This is a genomic window from Mesohalobacter halotolerans (assembly GCF_006120725.1).
In the GTDB taxonomy this organism is placed as follows: domain Bacteria; phylum Bacteroidota; class Bacteroidia; order Flavobacteriales; family Flavobacteriaceae; genus Psychroflexus; species Psychroflexus halotolerans.
Genome location: NZ_SWMU01000003.1, coordinates 328,074 through 343,444, shown reverse-complemented (window position 1 = coordinate 343,444; position 15,371 = coordinate 328,074). Strand labels below are relative to the sequence as shown.

The following is a 15,371-nucleotide window of genomic DNA, read 5'->3' as shown; positions in this document are numbered from 1 at the left end:
GGGTGTGATTAGCAGGACGTGAATATAAGATTTATTATTTACAGCTCTGCGAAGTTTGCAACTTCGTGGCTACAAATCAACTAAAAGCTACCAAATACTCTCTACCCTCTATTGACTAAAGACCAAAAGCTTAAGACTAGAACCTATTCGTATCGATGTATTTTTGCACCAATGGCTTGTAGTCTTTCGTCAATATTTTCATATCCACGATCTATTTGTTCTATGTTGTGAATGGTTGAAGTGCCTTTGGCAGATAAAGCTGCAATCAGCAATGAAATTCCGGCGCGAATATCAGGGCTCGTCATGGTTGTGGCTTTAAGCTGCGATTTAAAGTCGTGACCAATTACCGTAGCTCTGTGAGGGTCACATAAAATAATTTTAGCACCCATGTCAATCAGTTTATCGACAAAAAATAAACGGCTTTCAAACATTTTTTGGTGAATTAAAACACTTCCGCGAGCCTGCGTAGCAACAACCAACATTACACTGAGTAAGTCTGGTGTAAAACCTGGCCACGGCGCATCAGAAATGTTCATGATTGATCCATCGATAAAGCTGGCCACTTCATAGCCATTGTCGTGTTTAGGAATTAAAATGTCATCTCCTTTTTTCTGTATATCGATACCTAATTTTTTAAAAGTGGCAGGAATGATGCCTAAATTTTCCCAGCTTACATCTTTGATGGTGATTTCGCTTTGGGTCATGGCGGCAAGTCCTATCCAAGATCCAATTTCCACCATATCCGGTAAGACTTTATGTGTACAACCTTTTAAATTTTCAACACCTGTGATGTGAAGTAAATTTGAACCAATCCCAGAAATTTTCGCCCCCATTTTATTCAGCATTTTACAGAGTTGCTGAATGTAAGGTTCACAGGCGGCATTGTAAATTTGCGTTTTGCCTTTGGCAAATACTGCAGCCATGATAATGTTGGCTGTACCAGTCACAGAAGCTTCTTCAAGCAGCATATCGGTTCCTGTTAGGCCTTTTTCAGTTTCAACGCCATAAAAACGTTCTTCTCGATTGTATCTAAATTCAGCACCCAACTTTATAAATCCGGAAAAGTGAGTGTCTAGTCTTCTTCTTCCTATTTTATCACCGCCAGGTCTTGGGATATACCCTTTGCCAAAACGACCGAGAAGTGGGCCAACTATCATTATTGAACCTCTTAGACCACTGCCTTCTTTTTTAAATTGTTCACTTTGGAGGTAGCCTAAATTAAGTTCATCACTTTTAAAACTAAAATGACCTTTGCCAAGTTTTTGAATTTTGACGCCAAGATTTTCTAAAATGTCTATCAATTTATTGACATCTCGAATATCTGGGATATTTTTAATTTCCACTTTTTCTGGTGTCATTAAAACTGCACAGAGTATTTGAAGGGCTTCGTTTTTGGCACCTTGCGGGGTTATATGTCCTTTGAGTTGATGACCACCTTCTATAACAAATGAGCTCATTTTTTGTAGCGTTTACGACCTTTGTTTTTATATTTTTTCTTGTGCTTTCGCTTCGTATGGTTCTTAACTAGGTCTGAAGCCTCACTCAAAGTTTCATCATCTGATTTTAAAGTAAGTTTACCATCACTTAATTCTTCTAAATGTTTAAAAATTACACTGTCTTTTACTGAATCTCTATTCCAGTTTAAAAAGCACTTTTTCATGTGATTAGCAATGGTATAAACTAAAGCTTCTTTTAATTTGCCATCTTCAACTTTTATAGCTTCATCAATCATTCTGCTGATATTGTTGCCATAAAAACGGTACTTAGGATGATTTTGAGGATAGGGCAGTGGCTCTGGCTTTCTAAATAATTCTTCTTTATCGGGAATATCATATGGTGCATCAACATCAAGTTTGAAATCACTTATAATAAAGAGTTGATCCCATAGTTTTTGTTGAAAATCGTTGGCGTCTCTATGATTAGGGTTAATGTTAGCCATGACTTCTACTGTAGCATAAGCCATTTTTGTGCGTTTAGATTTGTCTTGTTCTTCAAGGCAACGCTCTACCATTTTTTGAACATGTCTACCGTATTCCGGAATTACTAAATGGTTGCGTTCTGAGTTGTATTCTAAATGATCTGTCAAAATGAAATATTTATGATTGCAATGTATAAAATAATGTCATGATTAAAGTGAAATTACACCTTCGATTTGGTGTCCGACAATTTTGTATTTTTCGATAACTGTTTCCGGTGATTTCATTTTTAGGCGAATGGATACACTTGTGTAATTTCCTTTAGACGATGTTTTTGTTTTGATGACGGCGCCAGTATGATTAAAAATATCTGAAATTTTATCAATTTTGGTCTTGTCTGTTGGCAAGATAAATTTGAAAATATATTCACTTGGCCAGTTTGAAGTTTCTTGTAAGCGTTGCTCTAGTTTATTGTAAAACTGTTCAGTTTCAGAATTCAAATCTTACTTTTTTACAAATATAAACTTATCTTTTAATTTAATAATGAGCAGAGTTCATAAATATATTTATTTTGCATATTTAATGATTTTAATCTATGGATTTTAATGTATCAAAGATACTTTTTATGGGTGCACCTTCTACAGGTAAAACATCGCTTATCAATGCGCTCAAAGGTAAAGGTTTTGTTTGCTACGAAGAAATTTCACGTCAAGTCACTCAAGAGGCAAGAGACGAAGGGATTGAACATTTGTTTCTAGAACAACCTTTGCTGTTCAGCGAAAAACTTTTGGAAGGCAGAATAAGACAATTTTTAAGTGCAAATTCAGTCGAACAGTCACCTGTATTTATAGATCGAGGTTTGCCGGATATTACAGCCTACTTAGATATGATAAAAAAACCATATCCGGAACGATTCAATAATGCAAATCAAGAGTATAGATACGATATAGTATTTTGGTTTCCTTTCTGGGAAGATATCTATACCGCTGATGAAGAACGCTATGAAAATCTAAACTTAGCCAAAACCATAGAAAAATACCTCTTGAAGAGCTATAAGATGTACAATTATGATTTGATTGAAATGCCCAAATCTTCATTAGAGGAGCGGTTAAATTTTTTATTATCTTATCTAAATCTCACATGACAGACCCAAAAGATATATTATTCCAATATTGGAAATTTAGCAATTTTAGAGGACTTCAAAAAGAAGTTATTGAGGCCTGCTTAGACGGTCACGACTGTTGCGTGTTTTTTCCTACAGGTGGAGGAAAATCCTTATGTTTTCAAGTTCCTGCTTTGGCTAGAGAAGGCATTTGTATTGTTATATCACCCTTAATTAGCTTAATGCAAGATCAGGTTCAAAACCTTAAGCTCAAAGGAATTAAAGCAATACATCTCAAAGGTGGATTGTCCTACAAGGAGACCGATAGGATTTTTGACAATATTGCAAATGCCAATTATAAGTTTCTTTACCTATCTCCAGAAAAACTTCAAAGCCAAGTGCTGCTGGAGCGATTAAAATATCTAAATATCAGTTTAATTGCCATAGACGAAGCCCACTGTATTTCCCATTGGGGGCATGATTTTAGACCTGCATTTTTAGATATTTTTAAATTACGTGATCTTCACCCTGAAGTTCCCATAATGGCCTTAACAGCAACAGCAACACATAGAGTAAGGGAAGATATTCAAAACCAATTGCAATTAAAAAACCCTAAAGTTTTTAAAAGTAGTTTTAAAAGGCCCAATATTGCTATTAAGATATTACAAACTGACAATAAGTGGAGAGAATTAATTCATCAGGTTAATAAGGCTAAAGCTTCTGTCATTGTTTATGTGAGAAGTAGAAAAGCCACATTAGAATTGACTAAACTCTTACACCAAAATCAAATCACAGCTAATGCATTTCACGGCGGATTGTCTAATCTTGATAGGCAATTGATTTTAGAACAGTGGCTGGGTAATAAAGTAAAAGTTGTCGTGGCCACAAGTGCATTTGGGATGGGTATAGATAAGCCTGATGTCGATCTAGTGTTTCATATGCACCTACCGGAGAGTCTTGAAAGTTATTATCAGGAAATAGGCAGAGCTGGGCGAGATGGTAACCCAGCTAAAGCAGTTTTAGTTTATAACAGTACAGACACCCAAAGGTTAAGTCATCAGTTTTTGAAAGTTATACCTACGGTAAAAGATGTAAAAAAAGTCTATAAACATCTGATGAGCTATCTTCAAATTGCCTATGGTGAAGGTGATAGTGAAGAATTTGGGATTGATCTGAACACGTTTTGCAGTAGATACAATTTGCCTCTTAGAAAAAGTTTTGAAGTCTTAAAGTTGCTTGATAAGCTCAGCATATTAAGTTTTAATCAGCAGTACCAGATTAATGCGAGAATTCAAGTTGTAGTATCTCATAAAGTTTTGCTTAATTACTTGAGACAGAACCAATCATTCAAAGACTTGATGACTTTAATTTTAAGGACTTACGGCGGTATATTTGATTTGTTTACCTCTATCAATTTGAATTTTATATCAAATAAAACAGGTTTTTCTCAAAAAAAAATTAAGAATGATTTGATGGCCTTAGAAAGTCAGGGTATAATTTCCCTAAAATTAACCCAACAGGATTTAATATTACGGTTTTTAATGCCGAGAGAAGACGATAAAACCATCAATTCTCAAAAAAAATTTATAAACTCATACCGTGATCAAAAAGTAAAACAAATAGATGCTGTTTGCGATTTTGTTCAAAATAAAAATCAATGCTTTCAAATGCAATTGCTTGAATATTTTGGTGATGAAGAAAATAAAATGGAATGTGGCATATGTTCTGTTTGTGATGCTCAAAATATTCAATTGACAACAAAGGCTAATCGAAAAGACTTAACCATTTTAATTTTAAACGAGTTGAAGAAAGGTCCAAAAACACCTGATGATTTAATCAAAGCTATTAATGCTGAGAAGACACAAGTCATTTTAGTCTTGAAACATTTACTTGAGACTAATAAGATTGAAATACAACCTAATAACTTTTATAAACTTTTAAAATGAAAGAATTGAGAATATTATTTATGGGCACACCAGAATTTTCTGTCCCCATGTTAGAGGCTATCCATAATAGTCAACATAAATTAGTAGGTGTTGTCACGGCTCTAGATAAACCGGCGGGGCGTGGTAGAAAGCTCAAAAAGTCTGCTGTCAAAACCTTTGCAGAAAGTAAAGGTTTGACTATTCTGCAACCAAAAAATTTAAAATCAGATGAATTCTATACTCAAATCAAAACCCTAAATCCGAATATCATTTTTGTGGTTGCATTTAGAATGTTACCAAAGCAGGTTTGGAATTTTCCCAAATACGGCACGATTAATTTGCACGCCTCTCTTCTACCAGATTACAGAGGAGCAGCTCCTATTAACTGGGCCATTATTAATGGTGAAAAGCAAACGGGACTAACGACGTTTTTTATAGATGATAAAATCGATACCGGACATATCATAGATAATACTGCATTTGAAATTTCTGAAACTGATAATGTTAAAGATGTTTATGAAAAGATGATACCTCGAGGTGTTAAAATAAGCTTATCAACTTTAAATAGAATTGCTCAAGAGGACATCAAACCAACTCCTCAAAAAAATGCTGAAACTTCTAAAAAGGCCCCCAAATTAAATAAAGACAATACTAGAATAGATTGGAATCAAACCGGGCAAAGCATATACAACTTTATACGTGGGCTATCTCCTAATCCAGCAGCATGGACTATTTTAGTAAATTATGATGAAGAGATTTATTGTAAAGTATTAAAAGCTAACTTTAACCGCCAAACTCCCAATATTGATAATGGTAAAATCATAATCGACAATAAAACAATGTTGGTTGGTGTCAAAGATGGTCTTATAGAAATTGAAGAGATTAAATTATCAGGAAAACGTTTAATGAAAGCATTAGATTTATTAAACGGTTTTGACTTAGATAAAGATGCGAAAATGCTCTAAGCTCCTAAATTTGAATTTTTTATGTTAATATAATGTTAAATTTATTAACAATTAATTATATTTGTTGGCGAAAGGCTTGCATAGGTTGATATTCCGTATAAATTTGCAGGGTATTAATTGTATAATTAAATCTTAAAACTATTATTATGAACAAAACAAACTTAATCGACGCGATGGCAGAAGATGCTGGAATTTCAAAAGCAGCAGCAAAAAAAGCATTAGAATCTTTCTTAGATCACGTAGAAGGTGCTTTAAAGAAAGGAGACAGAGTATCTTTAGTAGGTTTCGGATCTTGGTCAGTATCTAGAAGAGCTGCTCGTGAAGGTAGAAACCCTCAAACAGGTAAAACGATTAAAATTGCTGCTAAAAATGTAGTTAAGTTTAAAGCAGGTTCTGATTTGCAGAAAGCTGTAAACTAAGTTTTATCCCCAAAACATTCTAAGGCCTTATTTTAATAATAAGGTCTTTTTTTTTTATAAAAATCTATAACTTGCAATCATGATTTCAAACACAAAAATACAAAAGGGTGATATTTTAATCGGCAAGCCAAGTATATTGGGTGATATCACTTTTAATAAAGCAGTCATACTTATAGCCGATTTTAATGATGAAGGTGTTGTTGGTTTTATGATCAATAAACCCATAAATGAAGATCTACAAAATTTAATCCCTGAAGTAAAAAAAGACTTTAAAGTGTTTGATGGTGGACCAGTTGAAAGGGATAAGTTATTTTTCATTCATACCGTACCAGAACTTATTTCAGGCGGGATTAAAATCACCGAACAAATCTATTGGGGTGGTGAACATCGAGAAGTCATTCACCTTATAAATCAAAATATCATAAATGAAGCACAGGTTAAATTTTTTCTTGGCTATTCTGGATGGTCATCCAACCAACTGCAAGATGAAATCAAAGATCAGGTTTGGATATTAAAAGACGACATTAGTCATGACGAAGTCGTGAAATGCAAAGATTCCAGTTTTTGGAATAAAACTATTAAATCGCTAGGAGGTGATTACTTAATTTGGGCTAACGCACCAGATAATCCTAATTATAATTAAGCCAATCGTGCTTGGGCATTCAGTTTACCCAGCAATTCTTTTGCAACTGTATTTTCGTACTCTTTTTTGCGATATTTGCTTACAGGCTTAATTCCAATTACAGCATTAGTTAAAAACATTTCATCAGCTTTTTGTAATTCAAATGGCGAGATATTTTCTTCTTTAAAATTAAACTTATCGGTTTTTTCAATAATGCCAATCAGTTTTTCACGAATAACGCCCTTAAGACAACCGTCAGAGGTTGGAGATGTTTTTATGGTTGTGCCATTTACTAAAAAAACATTAGCATTGGTAAATTCAACAATTGATTTTTTTTCATTGAGTAATAAGCAATTGTTGTATCCATTTTCTTTAGCATAAATACTCCCTAAAATATTAACTAATTTATTATTGGTTTTTAGGGTTGATAACAAGCCAGAATTGATAAAATGGTCTTTAAAGAGTTCTATTTCGTAAAAGTCTTCTTCTATTGTAAAAAATGGATTATCAAGAGGTTGACAAGATATGAAATAGTCAATATTTCTATTTTCAGGATAATAAAGTCCACCGGCTTTTCTGCTAATATTGATTTTAATTTTGGCTGGTTGCTTTTCTAAATTATTTGTTTTGATGAGGTCAATAATTTCACCTTCTAAAAATTCAGGTGAAAAATGCATAGGTATTTGCATTCTCAACAAACGCATTGAAGACATGAGTCTGAAATAATGAGACTCCCAAAAAATAATTTTTGAATTGATAACACGAATAGTTTCAAATAATGCATCACCGTATTGAAACCCTCTATTATGAAAAGATATCTGAGCTTTTTCTGAATTAAAAAGCTCACCATTGATGTTAATCATATAATTTCCTGATTATTTTGATCCCAATATTTGTTTTAAATCGGCAATCATATTTTCCCAAAGCATTTTACTTTCTTCAACTTCATCTTCTTGTGCGAAGTCTGTAATCATGAGTGACACATCTTTAGTGATTTCGTCAACCTGAATACGCATTTCAAAAAAATACGAAGTGTCATCATCTGCAAGCCAGCGTAATTTAATCCGTTCGCCACTTTTTTTGGTCAATAATTTTGCTTGCTCTTCGCTTTCACCCCAAATAAAAGTAAAAACCTCGCCACGGGAATTAATATTATCAGCAAACCACTCACTGAGTCCTGAGGGTGTAGATATATATTGGTATAGTAAGCTTGGTGAAGCTTGAATAGGAAATTCTAATTCAATTTTTACTTTATCATCCATCTTAGTTAGCTTTTTTAAGAAAAGCAATATATGGATTTATTTCTTAGGTGGAAAGTAAATGTTTAAAAATCGGTATCGAGATTTTGTGTGAATTTTTTCTGTCTTATTTAAATATTATCATTCAAAAGTTTAAATATGAGGCTTATAAAAAAATAATAATTTTATATTTGCAAATTCAATTTAGCGAGGTAGTTTCCCGATCCCGAAGTTTCGGGACGGAACAGGCAACTTCGCTAACCTCTGGCGAGGTAGCTCAGTTGGTTAGAGCGTCGGATTCATAACCCGGAGGTCGGCAGTTCGATTCTGCTCCTCGCTACTCAGCAAAAGCCCTGTATTTACAGGGCTTTTTTGATTTAAAAGTTAGTGAAAACCCAGTCGCTACGGGGCAAACTTTAAAAACCAAGTATTTGCTGAGTGTTTATAATATTTTACAATAAAAAGTTTACCGCTTAACTCTGATCTTAAAAGCATTTTAATATTTAAATTTTACGAAGTATTTATTTATTTTTATAAAAAATATATTTTATGAAATTCCTGATTAAGCTTTTTATATTGTTCCTCATTGTAAGTTGCAAATCTGACCCAAAAGATGATAAAGCAGCTTCAGAAACTCAATCAAAAAATAAAATAAAATCAGAATGCCCAGTAGAGATTACCCCTATAGCGCACGCAACTTTTGTAATGAAATGGTCTGATGAGGTTATCTATGTAGATCCAACCGGAGGCGCTAAAGCATTTAATGGAATGCCTGAACCAGATTTAGTGTTTATTACAGATATACATGGTGACCATTTAAATGTTGAGACCTTACAAGCTTTACCCCAACCTTATGATGTTGTAGCACCAAAGGCCGTCTACGACAAATTACCAAAATCAATTCAAAATAGAACTAAAATTTTATCTAATGGGGATGAATTTACTTTTCACAGCTTTAACATTAGAGGTATCCCAATGTATAACATTACTAAAGAGCGACTAAAATATCACGAAAAGGGTAGAGGTAACGGTTATGTCATCGCAAAAGAAGGTTTTAAACTCTACATCAGTGGTGATACAGAAGCTATTCCAGAAATGAAAAAATTAGAAAATATAGATTTGGCATTCATTTGTATGAATCTTCCTTATACCATGTCACCTGAGATGGCTGCTGAAGCTGTACTTTCCTTTAAACCTAAAAAACTGTTGCCGTATCATTACAGAGGATTGAAAGATGACAAGCCTCATTTTTATGATATAGAAAAGTTTAAAGATTTGGTTATGTCTCAGAATGATGCTATTAATGTTAATTTATTAGATTGGTATCCAAACCAATCTATTTAAAAAACTTGCTTTATAACTTTAAGAGATTTTGGGGGCTTAAAATTTTCGATATGCAATTCATAATAGCGCATTATTAAGTTTAAGATTTCAATGCGTTGATTTTTGGTGAGTTTGATCTGTTGATGGTCTTTAAAACCATTTTTTAAAAGAATCGAAAACCAATTTGATTGCTCTTTATTTAAAGTATAAGGCGTTTCAAAGCTTTGAAACAAGCCTTCACTTAGATTAAAATAGATTTCTTTTTCATCATTAGATATTCGGGGATAAAACCCTAAAAAAGAAGACAAATCTAAAATAAAACCAATGTGAAAATTTGCGTATTTACTGGAATGTTCTAAATATAGAATACTTGTTTTTATAAAATCAAAAAGCTTTTCATTTTGTTCTTCTTCAATAATAACCGACTTTAAAATTTCAGCTAAGAACATAACCAAAGCAGATTTATAGACATTACTTTGTAAATCGTTGAGGTGATTTGAGAGTTGTACTTCTTTAAAATATTCTAATTGTCCTTTGTTGCGATGCTGCATTTCAACATCGATTATGCTTAAAGCTTGAAACATTGAAGCCCTAAATTTGCCTTTTCGCGATTTTAAAACCCCCTTTACCATATAACTCACACTTCCCAAAGCTTTAGTGTAGCATTTGACAATCAAGTCAGTGTCGTTATATTTTATGCTTGATAATACAATGGCCTGTGTCTTAATAAACATTATCTAATAATCATGATTTTACTCACTTTGGTTTCAACTTGGTCTTCACCCGTGATGATAACCATATAAACACCTGAAGCGACTTTATGTTTACCAAATGCGCGAGTGTCCCATTGTAGGCTTCCACCAGAGGCAAATTCTTCATACACCAAATTACCGGTGACGTCTGTAATTTTAACATTAGCATTATCAGTTAAGCCATCGATAGTAACCAAACCATTAAAATCTGGTTTTACCGGATTAGGAAACACCCTGACATTTTCTAAATTATCTACACCATCTGTAATACGACTTTGAAAAGAAACTAAGCCTCTACTTGTGCCAAAAAAAACTTCTCCAGTATCACCGTTTATTTCGATGCTGATGACACTATTGGAAGGTAATGGAGAATTGTCTTGGTTGAATTGATTTAAAGTTTCTTGCCCAGTTGAGTTGACTTGAAAAACACCTGAATCAACAGTTCCAATCCATACATTGCCAGCACCATCAGCTTTTATGTCAGTTATAAATTGTTGGAAGAGTAATTCCTGGGCCACGCCATTTTCTAAGAAGATAATTGGAGACACACTGAGTTGTGCTTCTTCATCAAACATGGCTTGTGGATTAAACGAGACACGAACACCTTCTGCAGTTCCAATCCACATACGGTTATTGGGATCAAATTCCATAGCGGTTATCGCTGGATTGGGGTTAAATACTTCTGGTAAATCTACACCTTCTACATCTCTTGCAATTTTACCACTATTTCCTGTTGATGGCTGATATCCGAACAAACCAGATCTAAAGGTTGCCATATAAACATTGCCTTGACTATCAGTTGCAATCTTTCCGGAGCTTGTTCCTAGAGGCTCAACAAAAGTTTCTGAAATATCAGCAATACTAATTTGATTTTCACCGGTCAATCTTTTTAAGGGATTTTCAGTAATAGAATTTGTCATGTACAAATCACCTTGTGTATTAAAAACAGAGGCTCCAATTCTCGTGTTCCCAATAATTGGATCACCTGAAGGCCCAACGGTATTGTCCAAATTTGAATTTGTAGGGTCCAATCTTGTTACAACTTCTTCATTTTCTAAAATTAATAATCCATCTCGATAGCTCGATAAATATACGCGGTTGGGGTTGTTAACATCAACAGTCGCATCTGTTATTAATGCAGTATTATCTAAATCTTCATTAGTTAAATTTGACCAGCCTTCTTCCCTAAAATGACTTACCCCACGATTTTCTACCCTAAATGGTACAAAGAACTGGTTGTAACCACCATAAACCACCCAAAGTTCATCTTGAAAACTGGTTAAACTAAATACAGCATTTAAAATAGGACCGTCGGGACTTACTCGTTGAAAGGTTGTTGAATTGATGTTATTCATTTGTAATAAACCCAATTTAGCATCGCCAATAAATAGGTTGTCATTTAAAATTCTAGCGGTATTGAAATTCGTTTCTAATTCAATTTCTTCAAATAAAGCATTCACTAGACCAATTTCATTGAGTTGCGTGTTTAATGTATGAACTGTATTGGGTGTCACTACAATTAACTTTTCTTCATCCTGGTTGAGTTGCTCAACTTGACCTGGAAACTGTCTTATGAAGTTTAAATTATTATTATTTATTTCAAATAAACTGTTGTCAAGCCTCATACTGAGGAGTCGGTCATTAAAATTAATTATACCACGCCAATTGGATGAACCAATAGTTTGCCAAACATCAAAATCAACTAAATTCGGATCGTTTACATTAGCATACCGAATAGAGCCACCAAAAGTTGAAGCGTAAAGTATTGAATTAAAAACTGCCGTTTGAGTGACATTAAGTTGCTCACCATTTTGACCTATAAAAAACGAATCACCAAATTCTAAGTTGGCCAGATTATATTCTGCAACACCAAATTCAGTTGAAATAAATACTTTGTCTTGATATTCTAAAAAATGATTAATCCGTTTGTCATCCGGTGCGATAGTTTGTTTATTTAAAATATCAACAACAGTAAACACTTGGCCATTGTTGTCCATTACCACTTGAAGTAGTCCATTTTCATAACCTATGATACTTAAGCCAAAAGCTTCTGAATAATGAATCGCACTGATTTCGCTACCTTCAAGACCATTAACTGCATCTGTCTTAAGCTTTGCTTGTGATAACGGGTTGTATTCAAAAATTGCATTTTGAGCAGCAGCGATGACTCTTCCTTGACCAATTGAGATATCCCTGACATCTAGATAAGAAAAGTAACCTGTCCATTGGTCTGAAAAATCTTGTGTAAAACCAATTTCAAAAATCAAAAGACAAATTGTAAATTTTAAAATTTTCATATGAATATAACTAGGAATCTATCAATTTTATTGTCATTATAAGCGCGTAAATGTAAATATAAATTATTCAATTTCTTAAAGAAATCTATACCTGCAAGATATTTGTTTGTTTTATCAATATTTTAATTTGAAACCTTAAAATAATTTTATATTTGTAGATTATTAAAATAAGTCTAATATTTTACCATTTCTACAATTATGAAATCAAAAATTCAAGAATTTATAAATACAGTAGAGCAAAAAAATCACGGTGAAACTGAATTTTTGCAAGCTGTCAAAGAGGTCGCCGAAACAGTAATTCCGTTTATCGAAGATAATCCGCACTATCAAAACCAAATGCTTCTAGAACGAATGGTTGAACCCGAGCGGATTATTACCTTTAGGGTGACTTGGTTGGATGATGAAGGTAAAACTCAGGTCAACCGTGGGTATCGCGTTCAGTTTAACTCTGCTATTGGACCATACAAAGGCGGATTAAGATTTCACCCAACGGTTAATTTAAGTATTCTTAAATTTTTAGGATTTGAACAGGTTTTTAAAAATAGTTTAACCACTTTACCACTTGGTGGAGGAAAAGGTGGTGCTGATTTTGACCCAAAAGGTAAATCTGATAATGAAGTCATGCGGTTTTGTCAAAGTTTTATGACCGAATTGCAACGCCATATTGGTAAAGACACTGATGTGCCAGCAGGCGATATTGGCGTTGGTGCGCGTGAAGTTGGGTTTTTGTTTGGTCAATACAAACGATTAGAAAATCAGTTTAATGGCATTTTAACCGGAAAAGGTATGTCTTACGGTGGTTCTTTGATTCGTCCAGAAGCTACGGGTTATGGTAATATTTATTTTGCTCAAAATATGTTGAAAACCAAAAGTGAGACTTTAGAAGGTAAAACAGCCTTGATTTCTGGCTCTGGAAACGTCGCTCAATATGCAGCTGAAAAAGCGATAGAATTAGGGGTCAAAGTTTTAACGATGTCTGACTCTCAAGGATATATGATAGATCGTGAGGGCATAGATAAAGAAAAACTAGAATTTATAAAAGATCTTAAAAATAATAAACGCGGAAGGATAAAAGAATATACCGAGAAATATACCCATGCTGAGTTTCACGAAGGTATAGTTCCTTGGATGGAAAAGGCAGATTTAGCGTTTCCATGTGCAACTCAAAATGAATTGACTGAAGAACATGCTAATACTTTAGTGAAAAACAACATCATGCTCGTTGGCGAAGGAGCAAATATGCCTTGTACTGCAGAAGCAATCGAAGTATTTAAAAAAGCCAAAGTCTTATTTTCACCGGGTAAAGCTTCAAATGCTGGAGGTGTAGCGACCTCAGGTCTTGAAATGACCCAAAATGCTATGCGTTATGGCTGGACTTCTGAAGAGGTAGATAAAAAGTTAAAGGATATCATGAAAGATATTCACGAAGCTTGCGTAAAATACGGTAAAACTGAAGATGGCTATGTAGACTACGTCAAAGGTGCAAATATTGCTGGTTTCGTTAAAGTTGCTGATGCTATGCTTGCTCAAGGAGCAGTTTAAAATTATTTACGATTAAATCTAAAAAAAAAGCTCGGTTTTTCACCGAGCTTTTTTAATCATAATATGTTTAAAATTTTAGCCTTCGCCTAAAATCTCATCCACTTTTTGCCTAAGGGCGTTGCCTCTTAAATTTTTGGCCACGATAACGCCGTTTTCATCAATTAAAAATGTCGCAGGGATTGAACGCACACCCCATTCTTTGGCAATAGGCTCATTCCAATATTTAAGATTAGAGATGTGGTGCCAGTCCATGTTGTCATCTTCTATGGCTTTTACCCAACTGCTTTTCTTTTTGTCTAAAGACACACTGATGATTGAAAAGCCTTTGTCTTTGTAATCATTGTAAACACTTACCACATTAGGATTTTCTATACGGCAGGGTTTACACCAGGACGCCCAAAAGTCTATTAAAGTGAGTTCACCCATAGCATCTTTTAATGATAAAACATCACCTTCAGGTGTTGGTGCTTCAAACATTTCAACTTTTGCACCAATATCAGTTTTAGACATTTTAGCGATGTTTTCAGCCAGAAGTTTTCCTAAAGTATGATCTTTCACTTCATCATCAAAGCTATTATAAATGGACTTGATTTCGTCATTAGATAATTTTTTACTTGACATCAAGTCAGATAAAGCAAGTGCTGATATGACCGAATTTGGATTTGATTCTGCAATTTCCTTTCTAAAAGCTATATTTTCTTCTTGAATACGTTTTTGCTCTTCTCTCAAACCCATGTATGCCTCACGGTCTTGATTCATCATAGCTTTTCGCATATCTTGTCCTAGCTTGTTCATGACTTTAGCATTAACCTTTAAAGTATCCATGTAAGTCATGAGTAACTTATTATGCTGCCCACCAACAATTGTTGAACTTCTCAGACTATCTTTGTAAAGATTTACCTCTAAAGGCTCATTTTCATTGACAAAAAATAAATTACTTCTTACACCTTCTACTCTCAACATATTAAGTTGCTGTGGTTCACCTTTTGCCAAATCTAAAGTAAATTGACCGTTTATAACTTCTACAGTATCAATTGGAACGGGCTGATTGTTTTTACCTAATTTTGATAAATAGACTTTAGTGCTGTCTTCAACACCTTTTATTTTTGCGCTAAAATCTGCCTGATCACTTTGGCAAGCTATGAAAATAAATACTGAAAATACACTTAAAACTATTCCTTTCATATTCTGTTATTTTAGTGCAAAAATAAATAATGACAAATACAAAACCGACTTAATCTTATAATATATTGTTAATTTGTAATTTAGA

At 33.8% G+C, this 15,371-nt stretch carries 15 protein-coding genes and 1 tRNA gene; 8 read left to right on the top strand and 8 right to left on the bottom strand.

Annotation, left to right across the window (positions count from 1 at the left end; translation table 11 throughout):
* Positions 1–143: 143 nt before the first annotated feature.
* The 3 genes from murA to FCN74_RS08690 are packed head-to-tail and all read right to left on the bottom strand — an operon-like array spanning position 144 to position 2,416.
* Positions 144–1,457 carry a UDP-N-acetylglucosamine 1-carboxyvinyltransferase gene (gene murA / locus FCN74_RS08700; protein ID WP_138932205.1) on the bottom strand — a complete coding sequence of 438 codons (1,314 nt, stop codon included), beginning with the start codon at positions 1,455–1,457 and terminating at the stop codon, positions 144–146.
* Positions 1,454–2,086 carry a DUF4290 domain-containing protein gene (locus tag FCN74_RS08695; RefSeq protein WP_138932204.1) on the bottom strand — a complete coding sequence of 211 codons (633 nt, stop codon included), beginning with the start codon at positions 2,084–2,086 and terminating at the stop codon, positions 1,454–1,456. The genes murA and FCN74_RS08695 overlap by 4 nt, the downstream gene beginning before the upstream one ends.
* A gap of 42 nt (positions 2,087–2,128) precedes the next feature.
* The gene (locus tag FCN74_RS08690) at positions 2,129–2,416 is read right to left on the bottom strand and encodes a DUF493 family protein (protein WP_138932203.1); all 288 of its coding nucleotides are present in this window, start codon (positions 2,414–2,416) and stop codon (positions 2,129–2,131) included.
* Between the two features lie 95 nt (positions 2,417–2,511).
* On the opposite strand from FCN74_RS08690, the gene FCN74_RS08685 reads away from it, so the two are divergent.
* From FCN74_RS08685 to FCN74_RS08665, 5 genes are all read left to right on the top strand, one after another.
* Positions 2,512–3,060, top strand: a complete 549-nt coding sequence (locus tag FCN74_RS08685) for an AAA family ATPase (protein WP_138932202.1) — start codon at positions 2,512–2,514, stop codon at positions 3,058–3,060.
* A complete protein-coding gene (locus tag FCN74_RS08680; RefSeq protein ID WP_138932201.1) occupies positions 3,057–4,964 on the top strand; it encodes a RecQ family ATP-dependent DNA helicase in 1,908 nt (635 codons plus the stop codon). The genes FCN74_RS08685 and FCN74_RS08680 overlap by 4 nt, the downstream gene beginning before the upstream one ends.
* Positions 4,961–5,908 (top strand): methionyl-tRNA formyltransferase, encoded by a 948-nt coding sequence (gene fmt, locus FCN74_RS08675; RefSeq protein WP_171047148.1) that lies wholly within the window; start codon positions 4,961–4,963, stop codon positions 5,906–5,908. The genes FCN74_RS08680 and fmt overlap by 4 nt, the downstream gene beginning before the upstream one ends.
* Positions 5,909–6,054: 146 nt before the next feature.
* Entirely contained in the window at positions 6,055–6,327 is a 273-nt protein-coding gene (locus FCN74_RS08670) for an HU family DNA-binding protein (RefSeq protein WP_138932200.1), read from the top strand.
* 79 nt (positions 6,328–6,406) lie between these two features.
* Positions 6,407–6,970 carry a YqgE/AlgH family protein gene (locus tag FCN74_RS08665; RefSeq protein ID WP_138932199.1) on the top strand — a complete coding sequence of 188 codons (564 nt, stop codon included), beginning with the start codon at positions 6,407–6,409 and terminating at the stop codon, positions 6,968–6,970.
* On the opposite strand, the gene FCN74_RS08660 is transcribed toward FCN74_RS08665, so the two are convergent.
* A complete protein-coding gene (locus FCN74_RS08660; protein ID WP_138932198.1) occupies positions 6,967–7,812 on the bottom strand; it encodes an aminotransferase class IV in 846 nt (281 codons plus the stop codon). The two genes, FCN74_RS08665 and FCN74_RS08660, sit on opposite strands and share 4 nt — an antisense overlap.
* 12 nt (positions 7,813–7,824) lie before the next feature.
* Complete coding sequence (locus FCN74_RS08655) at positions 7,825–8,211, bottom strand: START-like domain-containing protein (protein ID WP_138932197.1); 387 nt, start codon at positions 8,209–8,211, stop codon at positions 7,825–7,827.
* A 242-nt stretch (positions 8,212–8,453) separates the two neighbouring features.
* Between FCN74_RS08655 and FCN74_RS08650 the strand changes: the two genes are divergently transcribed.
* Positions 8,454–8,527: transfer RNA gene (locus tag FCN74_RS08650), tRNA-Met, on the top strand.
* A 209-nt stretch (positions 8,528–8,736) separates the two neighbouring features.
* Positions 8,737–9,531 carry an MBL fold metallo-hydrolase gene (locus tag FCN74_RS08645; protein WP_138932196.1) on the top strand — a complete coding sequence of 265 codons (795 nt, stop codon included), beginning with the start codon at positions 8,737–8,739 and terminating at the stop codon, positions 9,529–9,531.
* On the opposite strand, the gene recO is transcribed toward FCN74_RS08645, so the two are convergent.
* Positions 9,528–10,244: a DNA repair protein RecO gene (recO, locus tag FCN74_RS08640; protein WP_138932195.1), complete on the bottom strand. Its 717-nt coding sequence runs from the start codon at positions 10,242–10,244 to the stop codon at positions 9,528–9,530. The two genes, FCN74_RS08645 and recO, sit on opposite strands and share 4 nt — an antisense overlap.
* On the bottom strand, positions 10,244–12,559 hold the full coding sequence (gene porZ / locus FCN74_RS08635) for a type IX secretion system anionic LPS delivery protein PorZ (RefSeq protein ID WP_138932194.1): 2,316 nt from the start codon (positions 12,557–12,559) through the stop codon (positions 10,244–10,246). Before porZ ends, recO begins: the two co-directional genes overlap by 1 nt.
* Positions 12,560–12,757: 198 nt before the next feature.
* Between porZ and gdhA the strand changes: the two genes are divergently transcribed.
* Positions 12,758–14,101, top strand: coding sequence for an NADP-specific glutamate dehydrogenase (gdhA, locus tag FCN74_RS08630; protein WP_138932193.1), 1,344 nt, complete (start codon positions 12,758–12,760; stop codon positions 14,099–14,101).
* 75 nt (positions 14,102–14,176) lie between these two features.
* On the opposite strand, the gene FCN74_RS08625 is transcribed toward gdhA, so the two are convergent.
* Entirely contained in the window at positions 14,177–15,286 is a 1,110-nt protein-coding gene (locus FCN74_RS08625) for a TlpA disulfide reductase family protein (RefSeq protein ID WP_138932192.1), read from the bottom strand.
* Positions 15,287–15,371 lie beyond the last annotated feature (85 nt).

Bases quoted from the DNA above. Each gene is read 5' to 3' on its own strand.
- murA (WP_138932205.1), bottom strand. From the start codon at position 1,457: ATGAGCTCATTTGTTATAGAAGGTGGTCATCAACTCAAAGGACATATA.
- FCN74_RS08685 (WP_138932202.1), top strand. From the start codon at position 2,512: ATGGATTTTAATGTATCAAAGATACTTTTTATGGGTGCACCTTCTACA.
- FCN74_RS08680 (WP_138932201.1), top strand. From the start codon at position 3,057: ATGACAGACCCAAAAGATATATTATTCCAATATTGGAAATTTAGCAAT.
- fmt (WP_171047148.1), top strand. From the start codon at position 4,961: ATGAAAGAATTGAGAATATTATTTATGGGCACACCAGAATTTTCTGTC.
- FCN74_RS08670 (WP_138932200.1), top strand. From the start codon at position 6,055: ATGAACAAAACAAACTTAATCGACGCGATGGCAGAAGATGCTGGAATT.
- FCN74_RS08665 (WP_138932199.1), top strand. From the start codon at position 6,407: ATGATTTCAAACACAAAAATACAAAAGGGTGATATTTTAATCGGCAAG.
- FCN74_RS08660 (WP_138932198.1), bottom strand. From the start codon at position 7,812: ATGATTAACATCAATGGTGAGCTTTTTAATTCAGAAAAAGCTCAGATA.
- FCN74_RS08655 (WP_138932197.1), bottom strand. From the start codon at position 8,211: ATGGATGATAAAGTAAAAATTGAATTAGAATTTCCTATTCAAGCTTCA.
- FCN74_RS08645 (WP_138932196.1), top strand. From the start codon at position 8,737: ATGAAATTCCTGATTAAGCTTTTTATATTGTTCCTCATTGTAAGTTGC.
- recO (WP_138932195.1), bottom strand. From the start codon at position 10,244: ATGTTTATTAAGACACAGGCCATTGTATTATCAAGCATAAAATATAAC.
- porZ (WP_138932194.1), bottom strand. From the start codon at position 12,559: ATGAAAATTTTAAAATTTACAATTTGTCTTTTGATTTTTGAAATTGGT.
- gdhA (WP_138932193.1), top strand. From the start codon at position 12,758: ATGAAATCAAAAATTCAAGAATTTATAAATACAGTAGAGCAAAAAAAT.
- FCN74_RS08625 (WP_138932192.1), bottom strand. From the start codon at position 15,286: ATGAAAGGAATAGTTTTAAGTGTATTTTCAGTATTTATTTTCATAGCT.